This window comes from Cytobacillus kochii (assembly GCF_044790165.1).
Classification (GTDB): domain Bacteria; phylum Bacillota; class Bacilli; order Bacillales; family Cytobacillaceae; genus Cytobacillus; species Cytobacillus kochii.
In genome coordinates this window covers 1,758,016-1,783,582 of sequence record NZ_CP085254.1, presented here as the reverse complement: position 1 = coordinate 1,783,582, position 25,567 = coordinate 1,758,016, and the positions used below count along the sequence as shown (strand labels likewise).

Annotated in this window: 31 protein-coding genes; 9 read left to right on the top strand and 22 right to left on the bottom strand. The window is 35.4% G+C overall.

The genetic code is table 11. From position 1 onward, the window contains the following. Positions 1-58: 58 nt before the first annotated feature. Together LG276_RS09450 and LG276_RS09445 are read right to left on the bottom strand one after the other, a co-directional pair. Positions 59-859 carry an inositol monophosphatase family protein gene (locus LG276_RS09450; RefSeq protein WP_281202411.1) on the bottom strand — a complete coding sequence of 267 codons (801 nt, stop codon included), beginning with the start codon at positions 857-859 and terminating at the stop codon, positions 59-61. A gap of 148 nt (positions 860-1,007) precedes the next feature. Next, on the bottom strand, positions 1,008-1,202 hold the full coding sequence (locus LG276_RS09445; RefSeq protein ID WP_095369670.1) for a hypothetical protein: 195 nt from the start codon (positions 1,200-1,202) through the stop codon (positions 1,008-1,010). 230 nt (positions 1,203-1,432) lie between these two features. Here LG276_RS09445 and LG276_RS09440 point away from each other — a divergent pair, with 230 nt between their 5' ends. Then, positions 1,433-2,050, top strand: a complete 618-nt coding sequence (locus LG276_RS09440) for a YktB family protein (RefSeq protein WP_251161424.1) — start codon at positions 1,433-1,435, stop codon at positions 2,048-2,050. Positions 2,051-2,131: 81 nt separating this feature from the next. On the opposite strand, the gene LG276_RS09435 is transcribed toward LG276_RS09440, so the two are convergent. Beyond that, complete coding sequence (locus LG276_RS09435) at positions 2,132-2,401, bottom strand: UPF0223 family protein (RefSeq protein ID WP_095369672.1); 270 nt, start codon at positions 2,399-2,401, stop codon at positions 2,132-2,134. 337 nt (positions 2,402-2,738) lie between these two features. On the opposite strand from LG276_RS09435, the gene LG276_RS09430 reads away from it, so the two are divergent. After that, the gene (locus LG276_RS09430) at positions 2,739-4,208 is read left to right on the top strand and encodes an aminotransferase class I/II-fold pyridoxal phosphate-dependent enzyme (RefSeq protein ID WP_404294201.1); all 1,470 of its coding nucleotides are present in this window, start codon (positions 2,739-2,741) and stop codon (positions 4,206-4,208) included. A 182-nt stretch (positions 4,209-4,390) separates the two neighbouring features. Here LG276_RS09430 and LG276_RS09425 read toward each other — a convergent pair whose 3' ends face one another. Together LG276_RS09425 and LG276_RS09420 are read right to left on the bottom strand one after the other, a co-directional pair. Continuing rightward, positions 4,391-4,516, bottom strand: a complete 126-nt coding sequence (locus LG276_RS09425; protein WP_224937863.1) for a GapA-binding peptide SR1P — start codon at positions 4,514-4,516, stop codon at positions 4,391-4,393. A 195-nt stretch (positions 4,517-4,711) separates the two neighbouring features. Further along, positions 4,712-4,984, bottom strand: coding sequence for an SAV0927 family protein (locus tag LG276_RS09420; RefSeq protein ID WP_224937862.1), 273 nt, complete (start codon positions 4,982-4,984; stop codon positions 4,712-4,714). Positions 4,985-5,128: 144 nt separating this feature from the next. Between LG276_RS09420 and LG276_RS09415 the strand changes: the two genes are divergently transcribed. Then, a complete protein-coding gene (locus LG276_RS09415; protein ID WP_224937861.1) occupies positions 5,129-5,569 on the top strand; it encodes a DUF1885 family protein in 441 nt (146 codons plus the stop codon). Positions 5,570-5,602: 33 nt separating this feature from the next. After that, complete coding sequence (locus LG276_RS09410; protein ID WP_251161421.1) at positions 5,603-5,953, top strand: hypothetical protein; 351 nt, start codon at positions 5,603-5,605, stop codon at positions 5,951-5,953. Here the strand turns inward: LG276_RS09410 and LG276_RS09405 are convergent. The 7 genes from LG276_RS09405 to LG276_RS09375 form a co-directional block, all read right to left on the bottom strand. Then, on the bottom strand, positions 5,950-6,798 hold the full coding sequence (locus LG276_RS09405) for a polysaccharide deacetylase family protein (protein WP_404294198.1): 849 nt from the start codon (positions 6,796-6,798) through the stop codon (positions 5,950-5,952). The genes LG276_RS09410 and LG276_RS09405 overlap by 4 nt on opposite strands. A gap of 37 nt (positions 6,799-6,835) precedes the next feature. Then, positions 6,836-7,087: a hypothetical protein gene (locus tag LG276_RS09400; protein WP_095373481.1), complete on the bottom strand. Its 252-nt coding sequence runs from the start codon at positions 7,085-7,087 to the stop codon at positions 6,836-6,838. Positions 7,088-7,430: 343 nt separating this feature from the next. Continuing rightward, complete coding sequence (lpdA, locus tag LG276_RS09395; RefSeq protein WP_095369678.1) at positions 7,431-8,840, bottom strand: dihydrolipoyl dehydrogenase; 1,410 nt, start codon at positions 8,838-8,840, stop codon at positions 7,431-7,433. Positions 8,841-8,843: 3 nt separating this feature from the next. Further along, positions 8,844-10,199, bottom strand: a complete 1,356-nt coding sequence (locus LG276_RS09390) for a dihydrolipoamide acetyltransferase family protein (RefSeq protein WP_095369679.1) — start codon at positions 10,197-10,199, stop codon at positions 8,844-8,846. A gap of 65 nt (positions 10,200-10,264) precedes the next feature. Further along, entirely contained in the window at positions 10,265-11,242 is a 978-nt protein-coding gene (locus LG276_RS09385) for an alpha-ketoacid dehydrogenase subunit beta (protein WP_224937856.1), read from the bottom strand. A 3-nt stretch (positions 11,243-11,245) separates the two neighbouring features. Beyond that, the gene (gene pdhA, locus LG276_RS09380) at positions 11,246-12,361 is read right to left on the bottom strand and encodes a pyruvate dehydrogenase (acetyl-transferring) E1 component subunit alpha (protein ID WP_224937855.1); all 1,116 of its coding nucleotides are present in this window, start codon (positions 12,359-12,361) and stop codon (positions 11,246-11,248) included. Positions 12,362-12,989: 628 nt separating this feature from the next. Then, entirely contained in the window at positions 12,990-13,652 is a 663-nt protein-coding gene (locus tag LG276_RS09375; protein ID WP_224937854.1) for a YkyA family protein, read from the bottom strand. 260 nt (positions 13,653-13,912) lie between these two features. Between LG276_RS09375 and LG276_RS09370 the strand changes: the two genes are divergently transcribed. After that, the gene (locus tag LG276_RS09370; protein WP_224937853.1) at positions 13,913-14,032 is read left to right on the top strand and encodes a YjcZ family sporulation protein; all 120 of its coding nucleotides are present in this window, start codon (positions 13,913-13,915) and stop codon (positions 14,030-14,032) included. 213 nt (positions 14,033-14,245) lie between these two features. Continuing rightward, on the top strand, positions 14,246-14,803 hold the full coding sequence (gene def, locus LG276_RS09365; RefSeq protein WP_224937852.1) for a peptide deformylase: 558 nt from the start codon (positions 14,246-14,248) through the stop codon (positions 14,801-14,803). A gap of 64 nt (positions 14,804-14,867) precedes the next feature. On the opposite strand, the gene LG276_RS09360 is transcribed toward def, so the two are convergent. Further along, a complete protein-coding gene (locus LG276_RS09360; protein ID WP_224937851.1) occupies positions 14,868-15,635 on the bottom strand; it encodes a Cof-type HAD-IIB family hydrolase in 768 nt (255 codons plus the stop codon). Positions 15,636-16,369: 734 nt separating this feature from the next. Here LG276_RS09360 and LG276_RS09355 point away from each other — a divergent pair. Both LG276_RS09355 and rnjA read left to right on the top strand, forming a co-directional pair. Further along, on the top strand, positions 16,370-16,582 hold the full coding sequence (locus tag LG276_RS09355) for a DNA-dependent RNA polymerase subunit epsilon (RefSeq protein WP_095369686.1): 213 nt from the start codon (positions 16,370-16,372) through the stop codon (positions 16,580-16,582). Positions 16,583-16,585: 3 nt separating this feature from the next. After that, positions 16,586-18,253, top strand: coding sequence for a ribonuclease J1 (gene rnjA / locus LG276_RS09350; protein ID WP_224937850.1), 1,668 nt, complete (start codon positions 16,586-16,588; stop codon positions 18,251-18,253). A gap of 35 nt (positions 18,254-18,288) precedes the next feature. Here the strand turns inward: rnjA and LG276_RS09345 are convergent, their stop codons facing one another. The 8 genes from LG276_RS09345 to LG276_RS09310 form a co-directional block, all read right to left on the bottom strand. Next, positions 18,289-18,948 carry a TrkA family potassium uptake protein gene (locus LG276_RS09345; protein ID WP_224937849.1) on the bottom strand — a complete coding sequence of 220 codons (660 nt, stop codon included), beginning with the start codon at positions 18,946-18,948 and terminating at the stop codon, positions 18,289-18,291. Between the two features lie 148 nt (positions 18,949-19,096). Next, positions 19,097-19,552, bottom strand: coding sequence for a TlpA disulfide reductase family protein (locus tag LG276_RS09340; RefSeq protein WP_224937848.1), 456 nt, complete (start codon positions 19,550-19,552; stop codon positions 19,097-19,099). A 113-nt stretch (positions 19,553-19,665) separates the two neighbouring features. Then, positions 19,666-20,208: a peroxiredoxin gene (locus tag LG276_RS09335; protein WP_404294193.1), complete on the bottom strand. Its 543-nt coding sequence runs from the start codon at positions 20,206-20,208 to the stop codon at positions 19,666-19,668. Between the two features lie 236 nt (positions 20,209-20,444). After that, entirely contained in the window at positions 20,445-21,575 is a 1,131-nt protein-coding gene (locus LG276_RS09330) for an N-acetyldiaminopimelate deacetylase (protein ID WP_404294190.1), read from the bottom strand. A 74-nt stretch (positions 21,576-21,649) separates the two neighbouring features. After that, positions 21,650-22,360: a 2,3,4,5-tetrahydropyridine-2,6-dicarboxylate N-acetyltransferase gene (gene dapD / locus LG276_RS09325; RefSeq protein WP_224937846.1), complete on the bottom strand. Its 711-nt coding sequence runs from the start codon at positions 22,358-22,360 to the stop codon at positions 21,650-21,652. 85 nt (positions 22,361-22,445) lie between these two features. Then, positions 22,446-23,330 carry a LysR family transcriptional regulator gene (locus LG276_RS09320; RefSeq protein ID WP_404294188.1) on the bottom strand — a complete coding sequence of 295 codons (885 nt, stop codon included), beginning with the start codon at positions 23,328-23,330 and terminating at the stop codon, positions 22,446-22,448. Positions 23,331-23,434: 104 nt separating this feature from the next. Then, complete coding sequence (cbpB, locus tag LG276_RS09315; RefSeq protein ID WP_095369694.1) at positions 23,435-23,884, bottom strand: cyclic-di-AMP-binding protein CbpB; 450 nt, start codon at positions 23,882-23,884, stop codon at positions 23,435-23,437. 653 nt (positions 23,885-24,537) lie between these two features. After that, on the bottom strand, positions 24,538-24,774 hold the full coding sequence (locus LG276_RS09310; RefSeq protein ID WP_095369696.1) for a YkuJ family protein: 237 nt from the start codon (positions 24,772-24,774) through the stop codon (positions 24,538-24,540). 208 nt (positions 24,775-24,982) lie between these two features. Here LG276_RS09310 and LG276_RS09305 point away from each other — a divergent pair, with 208 nt between their 5' ends. After that, complete coding sequence (locus LG276_RS09305) at positions 24,983-25,222, top strand: glutaredoxin family protein (protein WP_224937909.1); 240 nt, start codon at positions 24,983-24,985, stop codon at positions 25,220-25,222. Positions 25,223-25,275: 53 nt separating this feature from the next. Here LG276_RS09305 and LG276_RS09300 read toward each other — a convergent pair whose 3' ends face one another. Then, positions 25,276-25,506, bottom strand: a complete 231-nt coding sequence (locus LG276_RS09300) for a hypothetical protein (protein ID WP_224937845.1) — start codon at positions 25,504-25,506, stop codon at positions 25,276-25,278. Positions 25,507-25,567: the final 61 nt, after the last annotated feature.

Here is a 25,567-nt window from a genome sequence, read left to right as displayed (position 1 = left end):
AGTTAGAAAAATGGTGCCGACTACCTTTGAATTGGACAAGCCTGGCACCATTTTTTTATTACCAATTTCCACTATTTAAATACTGCTGAAGAATTTCTTCATGTACACCCGGTCTTGCAACAAATACTGAAGTTTGAGGTGTAATCATCAAGGCTTCCCCTTTTAAATTTGTCGTTTTCCCTCCAACTTCATTGATTAAAATCATGCCGCCACCATAATCCCAAGGAGCAAGTCGCAAACTTATATAAGCATCTAGACGACCAGAAGCAACATAGGCCATTTCAAGCGCAGCAGAACCATACGATCTTGTTCCTCTCGCATCCTTTACTAATGGAGCAAGGTAACTAGAGTCAATACGCTTGTTACTCGTTACCCAAGTGGCATTGATGCCAATTATTGCATCTTTTACTTCACCCTTAGTCAATGGCTTCAGCTTCGTGTCATTCATGTATGCACCCTCACCACTAATCGTATGATACATTTCATCATGTACCACATCATAAATCATCCCGACTTTACCGACTCCCTCATGAAATACCCCAATGGAAATGGCAAAATTTCTTTGTTGATGAATAAAATTCATGGTGCCATCAATGGGATCAATCACCCAAATAATCCCACCTACATCCGCAAAATCATCACCAAAACCTTCTTCGCTTAAGATTCGATGTGATGGAAAATGGTCATGTATTTTACCAATAAGAAATTGCTCGGTTGCTTTGTCCATATCCGTGACAAGGTCATTGCGATGAGATTTTGTTGCAATGGTTAATTCTTCACTAAATGATGCTTTGATTCTCTCTCCAGCTTCCTTCACCCATGTGGTGGCTAATCTATGTATTTCATTCCAATTAGTCATTTTCATCCTCCACTCTTTATTAAGCGGTATAAAATACCATTAGCTTATCGAAAAAATAGCAATACTTCAAGTGAACAGCTTTAAAAAGCAATAAGCGAACTTAACTGCTTGCTGTTAAGTTCGCTTTAACATCTTTATTCATCACAACTTAAAATGCATTAAGCTTGAGAAGTTCCTGTCTGATTTTTTCAAGCTTTTTCTTTGTAGATTTTACTTCCTCTTCATCTTTCAGTTCTAAAGCTTCAAAAAGTGTTGCTAACTCATAATCCATCTCTAATCGCAATACTGCCGTTCTTTCTTTTTCAAATGTAGCCATTTTGATTGAATTAATTAGCTGCTTCATTAGACAGTGCACCCCTTTTCGTTTTAGTAATTTCACAAGATAAGTTTTCTGATTATTTTTACTTTTATCATATGAAGCTTCTTTTCACAGTGCAACAAAATTGTACGTTTACCTATGAAGAAGATGATTTTACCCAATTGATTATTATTTTGATGTACAAAATTGGTTCTCTCTCCCGGTTTTATGCTACAATATGCGACATAGTAAAACGGTTTAAGGAGTGTTTACATATGACATTTAATGGATTTAAGAAAGAAGATTTCGATGTTTTTACAATTGATGGTTTAGAAGAAAGAATGGAAGCCTTAATTGCAACAGTAAGACCCAAACTTGAAGCACTTGGAGAAACATTTTCCCCTTTTCTCTCTGCGGAAACAGGTGATGAAATGATTCCTCATGTGGCTAAGCATGCGAGAAGGACAAAAAATCCACCAAATGATACTTGGGTCGCTTTCGCCAATAATACAAGAGGCTATAAGATGCTTCCTCACTTTCAGATTGGTCTGTGGGAAACGCATGTATTTGTCTGGTTTGCCATTATTTATGAAGCACCGAATAAAGTTGAGATTGCTGAAAAATTGCAAACCAAAATAGATAAAATCTATGATGATATCCCACAAGACTTCGTTTGGTCATTAGATCACACGAAACCAGAAGTGATCAAACATAGCGACCTTACAAAGGATGAGCTAGAAAACATGTTTGTTCGACTACAGAATGTCAAAAAAGCAGAGTTACTCTGTGGTATAAATATGTCAAAAGAAGAAGCAATGAAACTTTCTGGTTCTGAATTTACTACTTACACAGAGAGTGTTTTTAAAAAAGTTATACCCCTCTATAAAATGTAATAAACCTCTGTAAAGTTTAATCATTTTATAAAAAAAAAGCAGTGAAGACTGGTTCAAACCGTCTCTTACTGCTTTTTCTTATTACATTTTAATTTTACTACTCTCATCTGCTTTTTTTGCCATTTGAACCGTGCGGTAAGAAGAATACCCACTTATTTCTTCAAAATCATTACAAAGGTTTCTCTCTTGTGCTTTGCCCGGTACGATTTCTTTAAAACGACGATAAGCAGCCATGAAATCTTCACGTTGAATTCCTTTTTCGTAAGCTTTTTCGACTGCTTGAAAAAAAGCAATTGCATCTATAATTTCTTCTGTTGACCAATCGCTTTCCATTGGATATTGATACTCCATATAAACACCTCTCACATAGATTACATGCTGATTGTACGGGAGTTAACGAAGAAGAGCAAGCATATGCTAAATTTTAGAATCTAAAAAAACATAGACAAGATTATTTAGTGGATATGCATTTATCTTAGTATGGGAAGAATCCACTCAAATGAATCATTTCATACGAATAATTGAATCCTCTAAAGATGATGGATCGTTAACTATCTATCCTCACGAATGGAGTGCAAAGTTAGCACAATAAAAATTTTTGTTTATCTTTCTATGCAGGAGGAAGGATAAATGCTATAATTCACTTGTTTGTTTGCAAAATTGATTGTTTAAAGAGGTGTGAATTTAATTGTCTCAAACAGAAACACCATTATTTAATGGACTTCTCTCCCACGCAAAACGCGAACCGATTCAATTTCATATTCCTGGACATAAAAAAGGAAGAGGGATGGATCCTGATTTCAGAAACTTTATTGGAGAAAATGCACTTTCGATTGACTTGATAAATATAGGTCCACTAGATGACCTGCATCGCCCATCAGGCATCATAAAAGAAGCACAAGACTTAGCAGCTGAAGCCTTTGGTGCTGACCATACGTTCTTTTCCGTACAAGGTACGAGTGGTGCTATTATGACGATGGTTATGGCTGTTTGTGGTCCTGGAGAAAAAATTATCGTACCAAGAAATGTGCACAAATCTGTCATGTCTGCCATTATCTTTGCTGGCGCAACCCCTATCTTTATCCACCCTGTCGTTGATAAAGAATTAGGTATCTCACACGGTATCACAACTGATGCTGTTGAGAAAGCGTTAGAACAACATTCAGATGCCAAAGGGTTACTTGTTATTAACCCTACTTATTTTGGTATTGCCTGTGACTTAAAGGAAGTTGTTGATTTAGCCCATTCGTACGATATTCCTGTATTAGTAGATGAAGCACATGGTGTTCATATTCATTTTCATGATGAGCTCCCATTGTCTGCCATGCAAGCTGGTGCAGATTTAGCTGCTACGAGCGTCCATAAGCTAGGTGGTTCTATGACACAAAGCTCCATTCTTAATTTAAAGGGTACGAGAGTGTCAGCAAAAAGGGTACAGTCCATTCTTAGCATGCTAACGACTACCTCTACCTCTTATTTGCTTCTTGCCTCATTAGATGTTGCTAGAAAACGTTTAGCCACTGAAGGAAGAGCAATTATCGAGGAAACTATTGAGCTTGCTCAATATATGAGGAAAGAATTAAACGAAATTGAACATATTTATTGTGTAGGAAGAGAAATTCTTGGTACAAATGCAACCTTTAATTACGATCCTACAAAATTAATCATATCTGTGAAAGATTTAGGCATAAGTGGGTTTGATGTAGAAGTATGGTTAAGAGAGCATTACAATATTGAAGTTGAATTATCTGATCTATATAATATTCTCTGTATCATCACGCCTGGTGATGATAGAAGTGATGCGGATAAGCTTATTCATGCCTTGAAAGAGCTATCTAAAGAAAGACACGGAAAAGCAGCGAAAGTAAATCCGCAAGTGTTATTACCCAATATTCCATTATTAGCACTATCTCCTAGAGATGCATTTTATGCTGATAGTGAACTTGTTCCTTTTGATGAATCAGAAGGTAGAATTATTGCTGAATTCATTATGGTTTACCCACCAGGCATTCCTATCTTTACTCCTGGGGAGATTATTACAAAGGAAAACCTTAATTATATCAAAACAAATATGGAAGCCGGACTACCTGTCCAGGGACCAGAAGATTATGATTTTAAATATATTCGAGTAATTAAAGAACATAAAGCGATAAAATAAAACGCGAGATAAATGGTAATTGGCTTAGTTTCACATTTCTATTGCGAATCAAATGACATATTTGATTCGCATTTTTTATGGAAAAAAAATATTATGATAAGAACCCTATAAAAAATGCCATAGATTAAATCTATGGCATTTGCACTCTGTTTATTATAAAGATTAATAGTTTAATATATCATCTATTCTTCAATGTGCATCTTGCTATGCTCATTTTTACATCCACATTGACCGTATAAAACTGACACCTTTTCATCTTCAAAAACTTCAATAGTTTCGTCACATATTTGACAAACGATGGTACCCATTCTTCATCCATCCTTTCATCATTCATTGTAATCGTTTTCATCTTATATCTTATAATAATACATACTATTTATCTTATCAAGCCCTTTTTTTAACTAATATCGATAAAATAAGACATACTAAATATCGCAAAAGAAAAAGAAATCAGCATATTAACTGATTTCTTGTACCTTATTAACCTTGATTTATCTACAACCTTACTTATTTAATTCAATCTTAAAAAATTGAATAAGTTCAGCTGTTTGTTCATTACTTTCAATTTGAAAAGCTTTTTGGAGGTAATGGCGATCATCAAGATCTTTTATATCGAGGAGAGTAGAACAACTCGTCTGCAAGCAAACCACAAGGGGTTTTGTAAAGAAAGGGACCGAAAAAATGGCAAAATCGTAGCGAGTAATAGAAGAAGAAAAGCCAACAAATCTGGCATGTACATCCTCTAAATCATCATACATTTGATTTAAAAACTTCATATCCACCCTCCTTTAAATAATTTGAATATTATTATAATTTATCTTTGATTTCTATGCAACATTTTCATTGTCACATATATTTCACTGGTGATAGAATAGATATAGTGTATACCCTTAGGATTTTTTGAATGGAGGCTTTTTTAAATGAATGCATATGCATCGATTAAGCTAGTGCCTGCATCCAAGATTGACACAATTACAACAACTGAACTAAAAGATTATTTCCAATATTATAAAGACATCACTGCAAAAACTGGAAATCAGGTGGATTGGGCCTATAGTCAAGCTGCTTTCCCATATGAGATCATTGATTCTAATGAGAAACAAGGAGAACAAATTACTCTCTATTCTGAAAATGAAAGATATCGTGCCATCCTTATTTCTATTCAAAAAGAAAAAATAATGGATAATGATGATATACCGAGGATTCAAACAAATATTTGCTTTACATTGCCTGAAGTAGCAACGTTCGGCGATAAAGGAAAAGCAAATGAATATTGCAAATTTCTCGCTAAAAAACTACAAGCCGAGCTTCATCTATTCAATGGACGAATCATGTACTACTACAAAAGAAAACTACAATGAAAAAATACTTCAGCTAGAGGGGTTATAATCTTCATGCGAAAACCAGTCATAATAACTTTAATCATTGCACTTATTTTCACATTCATCTCGCCATTTATTTTCAGTAAATATCTCGAAGATGTGCCAGAACCATTAGAACAATCATTTTTGTTTGGGGGGCCATTTCCTTATGCCAAACAGAGCGTAACCGTTTCAGACGATACATCATCCTACCCGCAAGTAATAGAATTCACCTCACCACTTGACGCTGAGACGAGTATCCAATGGGTTCCATTTCTTTTAAATATTTTAAGCTACTTTCTATTATTCTTCTCAATTTACTCCATTACTTCACGATTTATTAATGGACGGGCAACAAGAAAAGAAAAAGAGGATCAGCCTTAAGCTGCCTCTTTTTCTTTTTGTATTTTGTTTGGATCTAGAAACTCATAGCCCTTCTCTTGTATGCCATTAATAATTCCTTCCAATGCTTCATTGGTCCATGAACGATCATGTGTTAATAGAATAGCTCCATTACTCAAATAAGGGTTCTCTACCATGATCTTTTCTAATGCATCTTTTGACTGGTAATCTACTTCCCAATCATACCCAAAAGTCCAATTCATTGGTATCATTTCCTCTTCTTTAGCAATTCTCAAGCTAGTGTCTGTGTTCGCCCCAAACGGAGCTCTGAAAAACTGAGGTCTACTTCCAATGATCTCCTCTACTAAATCATTTAAAGAAATGATTTCCTCTCTTTGCTTTTCTTCTGAAATCTCCGTTAAGTTCTCATGGTGATATGTATGGTTACCAATTGGGAAACCTAAATCAGCAATTTCTTTCAATGTCTTTTTACTTTCTTCACTTTGTAGGAAATGCCCATTGACAAAGAAAATAGCAGGCACTTTTTTTTCACTTAATGTTTTTGCCATTTCCAATGCATGCTTGTCCGGTGCATCATCAATCGTTAACAATACAACTTTATCATTAGCATCTTTTATCGGCTCAACCTTCCATGTTTTTTCATTAACGATATATGATGGTTGGACATCAACTTCTGCCAAATCTTCTTTCTCTTTAGTCACACCTTCATCCTTTTCTTCTTCTTGTGGATTCGTTTCTTCTTCCTGCTCTGTTTCTTCTATCGCTTCATCGTCTTTTGGCTCATTCGTTGTTTCTTTTTCTTCATTACCACATGCTGTAACAACTAAAACAAGACTAAGTAATAAAACGAAAAAACTGTTCTTCATCTCATTCATTCCTCTCAAGCATTTCTTTTGTTAAAAGTTATCTTATTAGATCATCTATGTAGAACATAATGAAATAGAAAAATAAATATACGCTAATACTGATAGAAGTAGCTAATACTGTTCTCATTTTTGAATGTAATAAATGATTACCCAATACCATGGCAAAATAAACAAATATAAGCAGGATGATGACCTTCATACTTAATTTGTCATATCTTGATAACCATTCAACAAATGTGTAACCACTCCATATGATTAACTGTAAAATAACGACCGTGTATAGCCTCATACCCTCACCGTCCTGAAAATTTGCACTTTTATTTCTATCATTGTATGCATGCGAACAGAACGATATTTCCATTGTATCATACAACATATACCAAAAACTTCCGTATTCTTTCCAATTAAGCGAAAAAAAGTGCTAATTTCATATAGAATTTTAGTCGTGTGAGATTTGCTTTAACTTACATCATGAGACATAACATAAGTCACTCTTATCAATAATCTTGAATTCTTTATGTATTCCAGGAATTTTACCTTAAACAGCTACTTTTTTGCAAAAAAAACTGCACCAGCAAATGTAGCAAACATTTGTGGTGCAGTTCATCATATAACAGCGATTTGTAAAATAATTATTTTACAATATGAATAGGTGTACCTAGAGCAACCTCAGCTGCTTCCATTGTTATCTCACCTAAAGTTGGATGGGCATGAATAGTCATCGCAAGATCTTCTGCAGTCATTCCTGCTTCAATTGCTAAGCCGAGCTCAGCAATCATATCAGATGCATTTGCACCAGCGATTTGCGCACCGATTACTAATCCATCTTCTTTACGCGTAATTAACTTCACATAACCATCTGTGCTATCAAGAGCCAATGCACGGCCATTTGCAGCAAATGGGAACTTAGCAGCTGTATACTCAAGACCTTCCTCTTTTGCTTGGGCTTCTGAATAGCCTACAGTTGCAAGTTCAGGTTCTGAGAATACAACAGCTGGAATGCCAAGATAGTCAATTTCAGACGGTTCACCAGCAATTGCCTCAGCAGCAATTTTACCTTCATATGAAGCTTTATGTGCTAGTTGAGGTCCAGCCACAACATCACCAATAGCAAAAATGCTATTTACATTTGTACGGCATTGTTTGTCAACTTCAATTACGCCCTTATCAGTCATTTTCACACCTACTTGCTCAAGGCCAAGTTCATCTGTGTTAGGACGACGACCAACCATAACAAATAAGTAATCAGCTTCTAAAACTTCTTCTTTACCTTTTACTTCATAAGTTACTTTTACACCATTTTCAGTTTCTTCAACTGACTTTGCAGATGCTTTAGTAATAATTTCTGCACCTTTTTTCTTTAAGTTCTTTTTCACAAGTGTTGTCATTTGTTTCTCAAAACCTAGAAGAATATCATCTGCACCTTCTAGAATAGTTACTTGAGAACCAAAGCTTGCGTATGCACCACCAAGCTCGACACCAATTACACCGCCACCAATAACAGCGATTTTTTCTGGAATTTCCTCAAGCGCTAGCGCCCCTGTAGAATTTAATACACGTTTAGAATATTTAAATGCTGGTAGTTCAATTGGTCTTGAACCAGTTGCAATAATCGCATTTTTAAAAGTGTATGTTTGTGCGGAATTGTCATCCATTACACGTAAAGTGTTGGCATCGACAAAGTACGCTTCACCTTTAACAATGTCAATTTTGTTACCTTTAAGTAAGCCTTGAACACCGCCTACTAACTTTTTAACTACGCCAGCTTTAAATTCTTGGACTTTAGAGAAATCAACTTTTACGTTTTCAGCTGTAATACCAATTGATTCTGATTCTTTAGCCGTTTCATAACGGTGACCAGCAGAGATCAATGCTTTAGATGGAATACATCCAACGTTTAAGCATACGCCCCCTACTTCACCTCTTTCTACGATTGTTACTTTTTGTCCTGTTTGTGCGGCACGAATGGCTGCCACATATCCTCCTGGACCTGAACCAATTACTATAGTATCTGTTTCAATTGGGAAATCTCCTACTACCATTTCTTACGCCTCCATTAGCAATAATTCTGGGTCATTTAGTAAACGCTTGATGTGATTTAGTGCATTTTGAGCAGTAGCGCCATCGATGATGCGGTGATCAAAGCTCAATGATAATGCTAGAACTGGTGCTGCGATAATTTCTCCATCTTTGACGATTGCTTTTTCAGCAATTCGACCGATACCTAAAATAGCTACTTCTGGTTGGTTAATAAGTGGTGTAAACCATTGACCACCAGCAGAGCCGATATTTGTTATCGTACAAGAAGCACCTTTCATTTCGCTTCCTGAAAGTTTTCCATCTCTTGCTTTTGTAGCTAATTCATTTATCTCATTTGACGTAGTGAATATTGATTTACGGTCAGCATCTTTAACCACTGGTACAAGTAACCCTCTATCAGTATCAGCAGCGATACCAATATTGTAATAATGCTTGTGAACGATTTCTCCCGCTTCTTCATCTAGTGAAGTGTTAAGGACTGGATATTCACGTAATGCACTTGTTAATGCTTTTACTACATAAGGTAAGAAGGTTAATTTAATTCCTTTTTCTGCGGCAACTTCTTTGAACTTCTTACGATGAGCAACTAATTTTGTTACATCGATTTCGTCCATTAATGTCACATGCGGAGCCGTTTGCTTCGTCTTAACCATTGCTTTAGCAATCGCTTTTCGAATACCACTCATTTTTTCACGTGTTTCAGGATAGCTTCCTTCAGGAATAGACTGAGTTTGGGATTTCTCCTCTTCCTTACTTTCAACCGAAGCGTCTTGTTGTTGAGGCTCAGTGTCAGCTTGTTGCTCATTTCCACCTTCTAAGAATAGATTAATATCCTCTTTTACCACACGTCCATTTTTTCCGCTACCGCTTACTTGTTGAATATCTACACCTTTTTCTCTTGCATACTTACGTACTGAAGGCATAGCAATAACACGCTGATTAGAGTCAGTGTTTGTTTCAGAGATAACTTTTCCTTCTTTTTTGTCTTCATCTTTAGGAGCTGTTTTCTCTTTTTCTACACTTTCTCCTTCTTCAGCAGTTCCTTGAACTTGAGATTCTGTTTCTTTCTTTTCCTCAGACTCTTCTTCTTCATGGTCACCTTTAAACTTTAAGTCTTCATAACCAGGTGCATCGAAGCTAATAAGTACTTGTCCAACAGTGGCTACGCTACCTTCTTCTACGTGAATCTCTTCTACTTTCCCTTTTACAGGAGAAGGTATTTCAACTACCGCTTTATCATTTTGAACTTCACAAAGAACATCATCTTCTTGAACTTCATCACCAGCTTTTACAAACCATTTGACGATTTCGCCTTCATGGATACCTTCACCGATATCAGGCAATCTAAATTGAAATGCCAATTAAATTCACCATCCTATTGTATCATAGTTATTAAAGAAATTAGGGGTCACGTTCCCTATTTTATTTAAAATTCAATTACTTTTTTTGCAGTTTGAATAATGTCTTTATAGTTCGGCAACCATACTGTTTCCGCTTGTGGAAAAGCAAACACAGTATCAGGAGCTGCTACACGTAATACAGGCGCCTCTAAGCTAAGAATCGCACGGTCGTTAATTTCAGCCACAACATTTGCTGCAACACCAGCTTGTTTTTGTGCTTCTTGCACAACAATTGCTCTGTTTGTTTTCTCAACAGAAGAAATAATTGTTTCAATATCAATTGGGCTAACTGTTCGAAGGTCAATCACTTCTGCTGAATGTCCTTCTTTTTCTAATTCGTCAGCCGCCTTTAATGCTTCATGCACCATTGCACCATAAGTAACAATTGATATGTCATTACCTTCACGTTTCACTTCAGCTTTACCTAGAGGAATTGTATATTCTTCTTCAGGCACTTCTTGGCGGAATGAACGATATAATTTCATATGCTCCAAGAAAATAACAGGATCATTATCTCGAATCGCAGAAATTAAAAGACCTTTTGCATCATATGGAGAAGAAGGAATAACGACCTTTAGACCAGGTTGTTGAGCCATCAATCCTTCTAAACTATCAGCATGCATTTCTGGTGTGTGTACACCGCCACCAAATGGTGAACGAATAGTAACAGGGGCATTATATCTTCCTCCAGAACGATAGCGCATACGAGCAAGCTGTCCGGAAATACTATCCATTACTTCATAAACAAATCCAAAGAATTGAATTTCAGGAACTGGGCGATAGCCTTGTAAACCAAGTCCGACTGCAAGACCGCCAATTCCAGATTCCGCTAGTGGTGTATCAAACACACGCTCTTCGCCGAATTCTTTTTGAAGACCTTCAGTAGCACGGAACACTCCACCGTTTACGCCTACGTCTTCTCCAAATACTAATACATTCGGGTCATTCTTAAGTTCTGTACGAAGTGCATCAGTGATTGCTTGGATCATTGTCATTTGCGCCATGGCTTACTTCGACTCCTTCTCTTTATAAATTTCATATTGTTCTTTAAGGTGATAAGGCATTTCTTCATACATAATATTGATTAAGTCAGTTACTTTTTGTTTTGGTGTGTTATCAGCTTCTTTAATAGCCACTTTTATATCTTCTTTTGCTTTTTCAATGACCTCGTTTTCCATATCTTCATTCCATAATTTCTTGCCTTCTAGGAATTTACGGAAGCGAACAAGTGGATCTTTCTTTTCCCATTCATTATCGAGATCACTTGTTCTGTAACGCGTCGGGTCATCGCCAGCCATTGTGTGAGGACCATAACGATACGTTAATGTCTCAATTAATGTTGGTCCTTCTCCATTAATAGCGCGCTCACGTGCTTCACTAACAGCAGCATAAACAGCTAGAGCATCCATACCATCAACTTGAATACCAGGAATTCCTGCAGCAACAGCTTTTTGTGCAATTGTTTTAGCAGCAGATTGCTTCTCTACAGGTGTTGAAATGGCAAAGCGATTGTTTTGAACAATGAAAATAGCAGGTGCTTTGAAGGCACCAGCAAAGTTAATTCCTTCATAGAAATCACCTTGTGAAGCTCCACCATCACCAGTATAAGTAATCGCTACTTTCTTTTCGCCACGTTTCTTAATACCTAATGCTACTCCTGCAGTTTGAATGTATTGTGCACCAATAATAATTTGTGGTGCAATCACGTGGACGTCCTCTGGGATGTTTCCACCTTCAAAATGACCTCTAGACCATAAGAATGCTTGAGCAAGCGGAAGGCCATGCCAAATGATTTGAGGGACATCTCTATATCCAGGTAAAATAAAATCTTCTTTCTCTAAAGCAAATTGTGAAGCCAGTTGAGATGCTTCTTGTCCAGCAGTTGGCGCATAAAAGCCCAGTCTACCTTGTCTATTTAAAGAAATGGAACGTTGGTCAAGAATACGTGTGTACACCATCCGTTTCATTAGTTCTTGTAATTGCTCATCTTTTAGATCTGGCATTGCTGATTCATTAACAACTTTACCTTCTTCATCTAAAATTTGCAGTGTTTCAAATTGATCTTCTACTTTTTCAAGTTGCTTCTTTACATCTAAACTAGCCTTTTTCGTTTTTGAAGCCATAAAAAGTCACCCTTTCTTATTTTAAAAACGCTTAATTGATTATCAAATGGAGAATATCACGTTTATATTTGTCTGATGACAACACATAGTATAGTTTTCCACAAATACCAACAAAAAAAACGTCTTTATTATTATAACTTCTTTTCTTCAAACTGTACTAGTTGTATCACAAAAATGAATGACACACTTTTCTTCGTTTGCATTTATTTTAATATAAGGTTTTTCATTCGTCAATTGTGAAAACCTTTATTTTTTTGGTTTTAAATCATTTCAAATAATAATGAATGAAAATTTAAAACTTTAACTGTCTTAATCTGTACTATATAAAAGAGTAGTTTTATCCATCTGTTATAATAAAGGTAATATTCATAAAAAGAGATATAATTAGACTATTTTCATTATTTTATAACCCGCTTTTTCGAAACTTTCCAGTATACTAGTCTGAATAAACTCTGCCAAAATCTTTGAGCACATAGTTATCTCCGTCACAAAAAAAGATCCTTACTTATAAATTTTTATTAATCAAAAATTCAATCACTTTTTTAAAGGAAAATAATTATATAAACAAACAACGAGCAAATCCAGATAATTGAATTTGCTCGTTTACATATACTCTTTTAATCGTATACTATTCTTTTTTCTCTTCCATTTCTATGCCAGCATCCTTATAAAACGCAAGCTTCTTATCATTATATTCTTTCGTTTTCTCATTAAATGTTTCATTATTTTCTACAATCTTCTCATATGATTGATTAATTTTCTCAATTTGGGATTCAAGCTGTTCTAATGTAACATCTTCTTTTTTAAATAGCTCATACAGTTCAATGTCCATTTCAGTTGAATTCATATAATGATTGTATAATTCACTGTGTACATCATAACGCTGCATCATAACATCGTATAATTCATCAGCTGACTTTTTTAAATTTTCATCTTCAATTTTACTCATTTGCTTCTCCGTTTTTTCGAACTCTTTTTGCGAAGCATTAATACTTTCTTCTTCTTTTTTCATTAATTCTTGTCGTTCATTAACAAGTTCAATCGCTTCATTTGAAAGTTCTTTAATTTGATCGAATTCTTTCATACTTAAAGCAATAATTTGATCATAAATTTCTTTTTCTTTTTTCTCAATTTCTACAAGAGGCTCCTGTTGATTTTTGAATTCTTGTTCAGCTTGAGCAACTTCCTCTAACGTATTGAGCATCTCTTCTTTTGGACTTTGACTGCAACCACCTAGGAATACGATACTTGCGACCATTGTTAGTCCAATGAGTTTTACTTTCTTATACATCCTATCCCTCCACTTAATTCGTCTAGACCATTATGTATCTCTGTTTGCATAAACTTGTCTAATTTATAAAAATTTTGTCGTTTATCACTTCTACTATATCGATACTTTAAACATTTTACAATTATTAACTAGTACTATATATATTCTTGTTATTTTCAACTATGCTTTAGGCGCTGGCCCATACAATTTGCTTTTCTTGGTCATAGCCTATACTAATCGTCCGCTAAGGATGAAAATGAAAAATGCTGGAGGTATAAACTATGTCTGGATACGGATACGGTAATGGTGGTTGTGGAAACGGTTGTGGTGGAAGTGGATTTGCTTTAATTATCGTTCTCTTTATTTTATTGATTATCGTAGGGGCAGCTCTTTGGAACTAGTATTTGGAGGGTGTAGATAATATCTACACCTTTACATAGAGAATATGTCAATGATTAGATTAACTTTTTCAATTTTGTTTGGTAAACTTATTTCATTACCTTGTCGATTGAAAAGAGAGGGAACATAAGACACCCTTATTTCACTAAAACTTTTCAATAGATCCTAAAAAATACAATAACATGATATTTACCTTTTCAAGGAGTGTTGAAATTTTGTTAACGATGAATGATATTGTCCGAGATGGTCATCCTGTGTTAAGGAAAGTAGCCGAAGAGGTTATTTTACCAGCTTCTTCAGAGGACAAGAAACTATTAAACGATTTGATGATGTATGTACAAAATAGTCAAAACCCTGCCATTGCGGAGCAATATGGATTAAGGCCAGGAATAGGGTTAGCAGCTCCACAAATAAATGTATCAAAAAGAATGATTGCCGTTCATTGTTCGGATGAAAAAAACAACTTAATCAGTTACGCACTCTTCAACCCCAAAATTATTAGCCATTCAGTTGAGAAGGCATATTTAACAGCTGGAGAAGGCTGTCTTTCAGTGGATGAGGTGATTGAAGGGTTTGTTCCAAGGTATGCACGAGTTACAGTTAAAGGGTATAACATTGACAATGAAGAAGTTAAAATAAGATTAAAAGGGTTACCTGCTATTTGTTTTCAACATGAAATTGATCATTTAAACGGTGTGATGTTCTATGACCATATAAATCAACAAGACCCTTTCAAACCAATTGAAAATGCTATTGCGATAGAAAGAATGTAAAGTTCTTAAGTAATGGAGGAGAGTATAATTACTCCCTCCATTTTAATCTTTACCCAGGCTTTCGTTATATTAATTCCAGCCTTCTTAGCCCCTTCCATATCCCATCTTGGTCTACATGTTCAGTCACCATATTTGCGACTTTTTTAACTTCTGGAAAAGCGTTTCCCATAGCAACACCGACACCACTAGCCTCAAGCATTTCAATATCATTTAAACCATCACCAAAAGCGTATACATCTTCCATGCTGATGTTTAGTCTCTTAATCATTTCTTTTATTCCTTCTGCTTTCGTTCCTCCAGATGGGACAACATCAGTAGATACACGATGCCATCTTACAAAGCCAAAATCGTCATAAACATCTAAATATAGGCTTTCATCCTCATGTTTACAGAAAACAAGTGCCTGATAAATCTCTTTCTTTTCATAGAAAATAGCATCTTCTTCAGGGTGTGGAAAATCAAGGCTATCCATACTTTCTTGAATATATGGATGATGAGAAACAGATGATTTCATTGTCTCTTCATTTAAATAGACCATCGGATGACCATTTTTATGTGTATGTTTCTCTAATTGTCTTAATTGGACCTTATTTAAGGGTTTTTTATAGATGACGTTTCCTTCAAACACAACATATTGACCGTTAAAACTAACAAAAGACTCAATATCTAATTGCTCTCTAATATGCTTAAACATAAATGGAGCTCTTCCTGTAGCAATCGCTACATAAATGCCATTTTCCTGTAACTGCTTGACCGCTTTTTTTGTTGAATCAGGTATAACATTATCTTTATTGAGCAAAGTTCCGTCTATATCAAAAAATACAATTTTCATTTTATAACTCCTTTTTTCTACCTACATGATAAATGATTTCTGTTCATTACGATTCCCACTACTAAAACCATATAACCTTCTTGTTTAAGATGTCAAACAACTACAGATCAATAACATTTTTTACTAAAACTCTAACCGAAGGCTTTACTTTACACGCATATCGTATACAATAGGATTAAGGGAATTGAATCGAAAAGTGTTTAAAGTATGACAAATAGTAGTGAAAACGGATTTTGAGCCCTTCAAACTTGCGAAGGGCTCCTTCATTATTGTAAATTTATAATCAATACACTTAATTACATACATGACATACAGAAATGAAATGGCAATTCGTGAAATAAAAAGTCACTGTTTTAGACATAAATAAGAATGGGCATGATGATGAAAGCCACTAGACTGATTTAATTTTATTATACAATTAACGCTTTAACTAAGTAAATACATTAGATTGTGTTAAGAAATCCAACAATGTTAAGTATATAAGACCAATATTTGGCTTAGTCTATAAATTATTTAAACATACGATTTAAAGTCGAGTAAGTAATGCTAAACATTGATTCTTAAAAAGGTCTTTGTTACCCCTGGTAGGTAACCATACTAAAAATAAATAATGAGTCAATGTATGAGCAGCCTTTTTTCCTTAATATACTTACATGTGACGATCTCTTATCCTATATCTCATGTTACTTTTTAAAAAATATAGATAAAGACTACGGAATAAGGAGAGATACCCTATGTTATTTAAAGTTTACTATCAAGAGTCCGCGAAAGAAGTGCCTGTACGTGAGCACACAAAAACCGTGTATGTAGAAGGTAAAAATGAAAGGGACGTCCGAACTAAACTAAAAACGCGTCCAATCAATATTGAGTTTGTTACAGCAGTTGAAGGTGACTACTTAGCTTATGAGCAAGATCATCAAGATTTTAAAGTATTGGAGATTGAATAATTTATGAAATTTGTTAAAAATGACCAGACTGCTGTATTCGCTCTTGGTGGTCTTGGAGAGATCGGAAAAAATACGTATGCAGTACAATTCCAAGATGAGATTATCCTAATTGATGCGGGAATTAAATTTCCGGAAGATGAATTATTAGGGATTGACTATGTTATTCCTGATTACACTTATTTACAAAAGAATGAAGATAAGATTAAGGGTTTGTTTATTACGCACGGACACGAGGACCATATCGGCGGGATTCCGTATTTATTAAAAACGATAAATATCCCCATTTATGGTGGAAAACTAGCACTAGGCTTATTAAAAAATAAGCTTGAAGAACATGGTTTACTAAGACAGACGAAGTTATATGAGATTCAGGAAGATGATATCATTAAATTTAGAAAAACTTCTGTGACATTCTTTAGAACAACGCATAGTATCCCTGATTCTTATGGGATTGTTGTAAAAACTCCTCCAGGTCAAGTCGTTCATACTGGAGACTTTAAATTTGATTTTACGCCAGTTGGCGAACCTGCTAATTTAACTAAAATCGCTGAAATTGGTAAAGAAGGTGTCCTTTGCTTACTTTCAGATAGTACAAATAGTGAAATTCCTGAATTTACGATGTCTGAAAGAAAAGTCGGAGATAGCATTCATGATATTTTCCGTAAAGTAGAGGGTAGAATTATCTTTGCTACCTTTGCTTCGAACATTCATCGTCTTCAGCAAGTAACAGAAGCAGCTGTAAGGAACGGAAGAAAGGTCGCAGTGTTTGGAAGAAGTATGGAAGCTGCAATTAATATTGGTCAAGAACTTGGTTATATTACTGCACCAAAAGATACATTTATTGATGCACAGCAAATTAATCGTCTCCCTGCTAACCAAGTCACTATCCTTTGTACGGGAAGTCAAGGCGAACCGATGGCAGCACTTTCAAGAATCGCAAATGGTACACATCGCCAAATACAGATTCACCCTGGTGATACTGTTGTCTTTTCTTCTTCACCAATACCTGGTAATACGATTAGTGTAAGTAGAACAATTGATCGTCTCTCACGTGCTGGTGCTGAAGTGATTTATGGTAAATTAAATAATATTCACACATCAGGACATGGTGGACAAGAAGAGCAAAAGCTTATGTTAAGATTAATCAAACCAAAGTTCTTCATGCCGATACACGGTGAATATCGCATGCAAAAAATGCACGCTGGCCTAGCTATAGATTGTGGTGTGAATGAAGAAGATATCTTTATCATGGACAATGGTGATGTGCTAGCCCTCAGTGATCAGACTGCTCAAGTTGCAGGGAAAATCCCATCAGGTAATGTGTATATCGATGGTAATGGTATTGGCGATATAGGAAATATTGTTTTACGTGACCGCCGCATTCTATCAGAAGAAGGACTAGTTGTGGTTGTTGTTAGTATTAACATGAAAGAGTTTAAGATTTCTGCTGGCCCAGACTTAATTTCTAGAGGATTTGTATACATGAGAGAATCTGGAGACCTTATCAATGATGCACAATCCTTAATCGCTAAACATTTGAATAAAGTGATGGAAAGAAAAACAACACAATGGTCTGAGATTAAAAATGAAATTACAGATACACTTGCTCCGTTCTTATATGAAAAAACAAAACGCCGTCCAATGATACTACCTATCATTATGGAAGTATGATAAAAAGCATTCGAGTTTACCTCGAATGCTTTTTTTTAACTTAACATCTTTTTCTCTAAACGATTAATATCATTATCTGCCCCAATAACAATAAGTACATCTTTATATTGTATAATTTCCGTAGCTTGTGGCGAGACAATAATACTTGACCTGCGTTTGATTGCTACTATATTCACACCATACTTTGCTCTTATATCCAAATCAATAATCGAATGCCCGCCAATTCTTTCATTTGCTTCAATTTCAACGATGCTATGCTCATCAGATAACTCTAAATAATCAAGTATACTATTGGAGGCTAACTTATGAGCAATCCTAATCCCCATATCTCTTTCAGGGTGCACAATGACGTCTGCCCCTATTTTACTTAATACTTTGCCATGATAATCATTTTGAGCTTTAACAGTTACTTTTTTAACGCCATTTTCTTTTAACATCAATGTTGTCAATATACTTGCTTGAATATCGTCTCCGATGGCTACAATTACGTGATCGAAGTTACGCAAACCCAGACTTTTAATGACAGCATCATCCGTTGTATCACCTACTACTGCGTGAGAGGCAATAACTGAAAACTCATTCACTCTTGCCTCATTCGAATCAATCGCCATTACTTCCATCCCTTGTTCCGTTAGCTCTTTACAAATACTACCACCAAATCTACCTAAACCAATGACAACAAAGTTTTTTCTCATAAGTAAACCTCCGAATTATCACCTATTAACGAACATTATTCTACCACATTTATGAATGGAAAAGCTATAAATGTAGTAATTCATTTTATCTTTTCAATTCCAATAAAAAAAAGCTGAGATTAATGAATCTCAGCTTTTAAGCTACCCTTTATTCAGATTTCTCCATCTCATCCAACACACGATTAACGCGCTTTGTTAACATTTTCATTCCGCTACCACCTGCTTGGAAGTGACGAAGGACACCCTCTTTATCAAATACATAATAAGCAGGGACATATTGATTTTCAAAGGCATCATTCAATTTATGTTCACTATCAACATAAATTGGTTGTGTGATATCGTGTTCTGCAGCCACTTTCTTGATTTCTTCTAAATCTAGATCATCTTCAGACCTTGGCATATGAACAGCAATCACATTTAACTTTTCACTATATTCATCTCTAAATTGATTCACTTGAGGCATGGCTTCTTTACATAGATGACAACTGATAGACCAAAAATGAATAAGTGTTGGCTTTTCGCCAATAAGCTCCTCTTTTGTCACTTGTCCATTTAACCATTCTGTTGCTCCTGTTAATTCAGGCATTGGCGCACGTAATTTCATATAGTCAATCTCCCTTCATGAATAGATAACTCTGAAGAAAAGAGACCTAACAAACGAATGTTAGGCCTCTTTTCTTATGTAACCCAACAATAGGGTTATAAGACTCTAATGAATTATAGAGTTTTTTGACCTGGTTTCCAGTTAGCTGGGCAAAGGCCACCCGTTTGAAGTGCTTGAAGCACACGTAGGGTTTCATCAACGTCACGGCCAATGTTGTTATGGTTTACTACTGAATACATTAGCTCTCCTTCAGGGTTAATGATATATAGCCCACGAAGTGCTACACCTTCTTCTTCAATTAAGACACCATAGTCACGTGATACAACATGGTTTGTATCCGCAGCTAATGGATAGTTAAGATTACCAAGTCCATTTTCTTTACGATCAGTATTAATCCATGCTAAATGAGTGTGAATAGTATCTGTTGATACACCAATTACTTCTGCATCAAGATCTTCGAATTCATCATAGCGATCTGACATTGCAGTAATTTCAGTTGGGCAAACAAAAGTGAAATCCATTGGATAGAAGAAAAGAACTGTCCATTTATCATTCTTCATATTTTCTTCAAGACTTACTTTACCAAATTCCTTATTAGCCAATACAGCGTCCATTTCAAATCTTGGTGCTTGTTTTCCTACCATACGTTCTGCCATGATTAATTCCCTCCAGTAATTATGTACTAAACAAGAATTGATATGTATATTCTCATTTGCAACTTGTTCATCGATAATAATTATACATTTCTTCTTGATAATAGTCAAGGTAAATTAAAATGAATTTAAATTAGGATTTATTCTAAATTATTCAATTTATTATCTATATTATTATATTATCAAAAAGAGCTAAGTGATGAAAATAATTGAGCGTGCGCTCGATTGATATGAAGTGATTACGCCCTATTCCCTTTATAGTTCAAGTAATCAACGATATAGTTAATCGCTAAATTAATTGCTCCCTCATCTGGCTTAAGGCGTGCATGGTGTAAACCAAATGGAGAATTAACTCCTAGCCAGAACATAAAACCGGGAATTTCACGTAGCATATAACCAAAGTCTTCACCTGTCATCGCTTCTTTACAAATAAATAAGTTTGCCTCTTTATGGCCTTCTGTGAATTGCATGAGATCGGCTGTTAACACTTCATCATTGTATACTTGATAATAATTACTTCCATAATCGATTGTTGTTTGACATTCATAGCCCACTTCTACTCCTTGTACAAGCGCCTCAATTCTTTGTTTTACTCTGTTCATCGATGTTGGTGAGAGCGTTCTGATCGTTCCCTCTATTCTTGCATTTTCAGCAATAATATTTTGTACTGTACCACCAGTGATTTTTCCTACTGTTACAACAGCACTATCAAGAGGGTCAATGTTTCTTGAAACAATGGTCTGAAGTTGATTAACTAAAGAGCATGCTGCTACGACCATATCTATTGTTTGATGAGGGTAGGCTGCATGGCCACCTTTGCCTTTTAAATCGATAAACAATTCTGACGTATTAGCAAACAACAGCCCTTCTTTCACAGCGATTGTACCAACAGGGTATTCGGGTGCAATATGCAAAGCGAAAATCATGTCAGGTTTCCATTGTTGAAATTCTGCTGATTCTAACAATGGCTTGGCTCCACCTGGTCCTTCTTCAGCAGGTTGAAAAATAAATACCATATCATCATTAATTGGATGATTGACGATATTAGTTATTACACCAAGTGCGATTGCCATATGAAAGTCGTGACCACAGGCATGCATATTTCCTTTATGCGTGGATTGGAAAGGATAGTCTGTTTCTTCATCAATTGGCAGGCCATCTATATCTGCCCTGTAACCAATCGTTTTGGAAGGATTCAAGCCCTTAATCCTTAAGATAATACCAGTTCTCCACGTTTTTACTTCCATTCGCGTTTGATCCAATGAGGCAATATATTCTAATAAATATTTCTGGGTTTTCACTTCTTGAAATCCTAGTTCCGGTATCTTATGCAAGTCTCGGCGTATTCTCACAAATTGATTATCAATCAACTACTATTCTCCTCCATATACAAAAGCGTGGAAATAAACTTCCACGCTTTTTCTATATTCATTTTACCTTATGATTAAAGTTGACGAAGTTCTTGCTTAATTTCTGTTTTTGATTTTGTTTTATCATCAATTTGTTTGATGACCTTTGCTGGTGTACCAGCTACAACTGTATTAGGTGCTACATCATCAATGACAATTGCACCCGCTGCAACAACAGCACCTTTACCAACAGTTACGCCTTCTAAAATAACTGCATTTGCCCCAATTACTACGTCATCTTCAACAATAACTGGTTTTGCAGAAGGGGGTTCAATGACACCTGCTAATACGGAACCTGCACCAATGTGGCAGTTTTTACCGACAGTTGCTCGTCCACCAAGGACGACATTCATATCAATCATTGTTCCTTCTCCGATAGCAGCACCGATATTAATAGAAGCCCCCATCATAATGACAACATTGTCGCCAATTTCAACTTGATCACGAATAATTGCACCTGGTTCAATACGTGCTTTAATGTTTTTCATATCTAATAATGGAATAGCAGAATTACGGCGATCATTTTCGATTACATAATCTTCAATTTTCGCTTCATTATTTTTAATTGCTTGTTCAATTTCAGCCCATTCACCGAAAACGACACCACTTTGACCATTCAGAAAAGATTGACTTGAGCTACCAAAATCGATATTCTCTAAATCACCTTTAATATAGACTTTTACAGGTGTAGATTTAGTACTATTTTGAATAAAAGAAATGATTTCATTTGCATCCATCATTTTCATTGTAATTCCTCCTTTGATGTTCATATATGTATAAACTAACTAGAATTAATTTAACAAACTAACGCATTGAAAACAAGTGATATTATCATTTTTGTTCTTCAGCTATATGTTGCTTAATTAATTCGACAAATGCTTGTACTTGCTTCAGCTCAAAAGCTGATTCATATCCAAGTAACCATGTATCACGACTAATAGGTTGTTCGTTTTCATCCTGTAGGGGACTAATAAATATATTTTTCTCCATCCCCGTTAATGTAATGGCAGGTAATATTGCATAACCTATCCCATTTAATGTCATTTGTTTACAGGTCTCAATTTGATCGACTACAATCGTCCTTTTCGGCGGTGTCTTAAATTTCCTTAACCACCAGTCTTGTATCTCTTGATAATAATTTGAATCACTTTTGAATTGAATAAAGGGCCGATCGGTTTCTAATATTTGATTCGTATCCTTAATCTCTGTATCAACAAGATACAGGCTATCTTTAAATAAAGGTATCTTAACACCTTTCCAATCTGGTGTACCGCGAATAATCCCAATATGTACATCGTCATCATAAAGTGATCTTAGAATTTCACTACTCCAGCCTGTAATCAAGGATATTTTCGCTTGAGGATAGCGATTAACAAATTTCTTTAATACTTGAGGTAACCAATTTTGCCCGACAATGGAAGCAACAGCAATTTTCAATGTCCCGTATACTTCAGTATTTAAAGACTGAATCGATTCTTTTACCTTTTCCTCAGCTGCCACGACCTCATTAACAAACTTGATGACCATTTCACCTGCTGGTGTTAAGGACAATCCCTTTTGAGACCGTACGAATAATCTACTTCCCCATTCTTTCTCGATATTTTGTAACCTTTGAGAAAGAGCTGGTTGTGATACAAACAATCGTTCAGCTGCTTTACGCATATTCATTTCTTGTGCAAGTACACTTAACATATGGAATTCCGATAGAGAAGCCACTTTTGACGTTCACCACCTCTAAAACTCACACCACTCCCCTTCACATACGGGCAAACGGGTGAATAATCTTGACATACGGAAGCTCCCAATATCTTTTGGGAGCTTTAGTCCTTCTTCTTTTTGCTATGCAATGCTTTTTGCAGTTGAACTAATAAGGATCTACGGGTAAGAATACCTTCAAAGTACCCTTCATCATCTTCAACACAAATAAATGGATGATCGACTAATAGTCCTGTGGCATTTCTAAGAGAAGTATTAATATTTAGGCGTGGTACATCATGATTCATAAATTCTTCTACACGCTTTTCTTCCAATTGATCGAATTCAATTCTTTGTAAACCAAGAATAGATTCCATAATCATTGGAGTGCTAATCAATCCATGGAGCTTATAGTGAGGATCTAAGACAGGAATAGCTGTGTAACCACTTTTCGTCAAAACTAAAAGGGTGTGCTCTAAATTATTGCCGATTTGAACATGTGCCACTCGCTCTGAAGGAATAAGCAAGTCTTTAATATCAATTTCTAAAAACTCTTCACTGTGGAGACTGATCATAATTTGAAAACTCCTCAAACTTTAATGATTTGTATTCAATTATGATTTTATCATAGTTTCCTCACATCTGCCTTATATTTACCCCATAAACCTATCCTTTACTTGTATGAATATTTCTACTACGATATTGACAGTAAGGACAATGAAAAATCAAGTTTTGGTTTGATTGCGCAGTAAGTGTTTTATCCATCTTCGCTCTTCTATCACAGTTTGGACAAATAACCTCTGGTACCATATCACATCACCTCTTTTATAGAATGACCGAAGAACGATGAAATTATTTAGCCGATGGAAATGAAGGAGACAAATCCTTATTTAACTCGATAACATGTTTTACTCTCTCGTGAATATAATTTATCCGTTGCTTCATTCAAACTTACTGTACTTCCTAATATCCTTCTGAAAAATTAATGCTATTGTCTAACATTTATTTTATTTTGCACAAAGACGACAGGGATAGCCAATTTGTCTAAGCTAACTATTCGCTTTATTAGCCCATAGGTTCACTTCTCATTCTATTTTGGAGGATTGACTATCATCTTGAATGTAAGCTTTTTTGTATCCCTACGTAAGCAAGAGCAGGTGCCTTCATTTTTATTTCTAATTAAAAAAAAGAGACCATTTAGTTGGTCTCTCCGCATATAAGGGTATGATTACTGAATGAGCTCGAACACTTCAATTGTTATCATATCAACATTATCAAATTGATAACGTTTAGGCTTCTCTTTGTCATTGTAAACTTCCAATTCGAATGTTTCGTTTTTCGGATGATAAGTAACTTGGCATTTTCTTTCACCATTCACCTCAAAAAATCTCTGTGTGGGTTCTGAGCCAGTTGCCTGCTCTTGTAAATTTTTTAATCTAGTCAATATGCCTTGTAATTGTGACAATTGTTTATCTCCTTTCCAAAACAACCCTTTAACTTAAGGTTTCTCTCTAGGCATGTTTTTATCCTACTTCTAAAAAAGCGGTTACTAAACCGTTTTTTTCACATGCCAATATTAACAGGATAATTAATATGGTATGATTACACAAGTAAAAGAATAAAAAAAGTCCAGATTTTTTCAAAGTTCGACTTTTCAGGAGGAATGATTGTACGTGAAATCAATTACTATTTATACACAACCAGAATGCCCACCGTGTGAAATTACTAAAATGTTTTTAAAAGACTACGGTTTTTCTTTTGAAGAAAAAGATATTAAAAAAGATCCTAAAGCAATGAAAGCACTAACACAAACATATCATTCCTACTCAACTCCAACGGTCGTTATCGAAAACGAAGTGATTAGCGGATTTAATTTAGAAAAGCTAAAAGAATTATTAGAAATAGAAGAATAATCAATGAATAAAAAAGGCTTCCAGGTGAAAAGAGGAAGCCTTTTTAGACGAAATTATCGAAAAACGTAAAAGATTGTAATGGCTGCTAAGGCAACGAAAAAAACGACATAGACGACAAGGATAGGATTGAATAAATAAGGTCTTTTCTTCACCTCATCGGGGATATCTGCATCCAGTTCCTTATTCGTTGATGCTTTTTCCTTTAATATAGATGAAGTGGAGAACAATGACCAAACGATGAGAACTAAACAAACAACGATTAAAGCAATTAACCAGCCGCTCACCCTATTTCACTCCTTTACATAATACGTTCTAGTAAAGATAGGATGTGCGCTAAAGTATGAT

What these genes read in the sequence shown, in the direction of transcription:
- LG276_RS09450 (WP_281202411.1), bottom strand. Translation starts at nt 859, where the DNA reads ATGACTAATTGGAATGAAATACATAGATTAGCCACCACATGGGTGAAG.
- LG276_RS09445 (WP_095369670.1), bottom strand. Translation starts at nt 1,202, where the DNA reads ATGAAGCAGCTAATTAATTCAATCAAAATGGCTACATTTGAAAAAGAA.
- LG276_RS09440 (WP_251161424.1), top strand. Translation starts at nt 1,433, where the DNA reads ATGACATTTAATGGATTTAAGAAAGAAGATTTCGATGTTTTTACAATT.
- LG276_RS09435 (WP_095369672.1), bottom strand. Translation starts at nt 2,401, where the DNA reads ATGGAGTATCAATATCCAATGGAAAGCGATTGGTCAACAGAAGAAATT.
- LG276_RS09425 (WP_224937863.1), bottom strand. Translation starts at nt 4,516, where the DNA reads ATGGGTACCATCGTTTGTCAAATATGTGACGAAACTATTGAAGTTTTT.
- LG276_RS09420 (WP_224937862.1), bottom strand. Translation starts at nt 4,984, where the DNA reads ATGAAGTTTTTAAATCAAATGTATGATGATTTAGAGGATGTACATGCC.
- LG276_RS09415 (WP_224937861.1), top strand. Translation starts at nt 5,129, where the DNA reads ATGAATGCATATGCATCGATTAAGCTAGTGCCTGCATCCAAGATTGAC.
- LG276_RS09410 (WP_251161421.1), top strand. Translation starts at nt 5,603, where the DNA reads ATGCGAAAACCAGTCATAATAACTTTAATCATTGCACTTATTTTCACA.
- LG276_RS09405 (WP_404294198.1), bottom strand. Translation starts at nt 6,798, where the DNA reads ATGAAGAACAGTTTTTTCGTTTTATTACTTAGTCTTGTTTTAGTTGTT.
- LG276_RS09400 (WP_095373481.1), bottom strand. Translation starts at nt 7,087, where the DNA reads ATGAGGCTATACACGGTCGTTATTTTACAGTTAATCATATGGAGTGGT.
- lpdA (WP_095369678.1), bottom strand. Translation starts at nt 8,840, where the DNA reads ATGGTAGTAGGAGATTTCCCAATTGAAACAGATACTATAGTAATTGGT.
- LG276_RS09385 (WP_224937856.1), bottom strand. Translation starts at nt 11,242, where the DNA reads ATGGCGCAAATGACAATGATCCAAGCAATCACTGATGCACTTCGTACA.
- pdhA (WP_224937855.1), bottom strand. Translation starts at nt 12,361, where the DNA reads ATGGCTTCAAAAACGAAAAAGGCTAGTTTAGATGTAAAGAAGCAACTT.
- LG276_RS09375 (WP_224937854.1), bottom strand. Translation starts at nt 13,652, where the DNA reads ATGTATAAGAAAGTAAAACTCATTGGACTAACAATGGTCGCAAGTATC.
- LG276_RS09370 (WP_224937853.1), top strand. Translation starts at nt 13,913, where the DNA reads ATGTCTGGATACGGATACGGTAATGGTGGTTGTGGAAACGGTTGTGGT.
- LG276_RS09360 (WP_224937851.1), bottom strand. Translation starts at nt 15,635, where the DNA reads ATGAAAATTGTATTTTTTGATATAGACGGAACTTTGCTCAATAAAGAT.
- LG276_RS09355 (WP_095369686.1), top strand. Translation starts at nt 16,370, where the DNA reads ATGTTATTTAAAGTTTACTATCAAGAGTCCGCGAAAGAAGTGCCTGTA.
- rnjA (WP_224937850.1), top strand. Translation starts at nt 16,586, where the DNA reads ATGAAATTTGTTAAAAATGACCAGACTGCTGTATTCGCTCTTGGTGGT.
- LG276_RS09345 (WP_224937849.1), bottom strand. Translation starts at nt 18,948, where the DNA reads ATGAGAAAAAACTTTGTTGTCATTGGTTTAGGTAGATTTGGTGGTAGT.
- LG276_RS09340 (WP_224937848.1), bottom strand. Translation starts at nt 19,552, where the DNA reads ATGAAATTACGTGCGCCAATGCCTGAATTAACAGGAGCAACAGAATGG.
- LG276_RS09335 (WP_404294193.1), bottom strand. Translation starts at nt 20,208, where the DNA reads ATGGCAGAACGTATGGTAGGAAAACAAGCACCAAGATTTGAAATGGAC.
- dapD (WP_224937846.1), bottom strand. Translation starts at nt 22,360, where the DNA reads ATGAAAATGATGGATGCAAATGAAATCATTTCTTTTATTCAAAATAGT.
- cbpB (WP_095369694.1), bottom strand. Translation starts at nt 23,884, where the DNA reads ATGATCAGTCTCCACAGTGAAGAGTTTTTAGAAATTGATATTAAAGAC.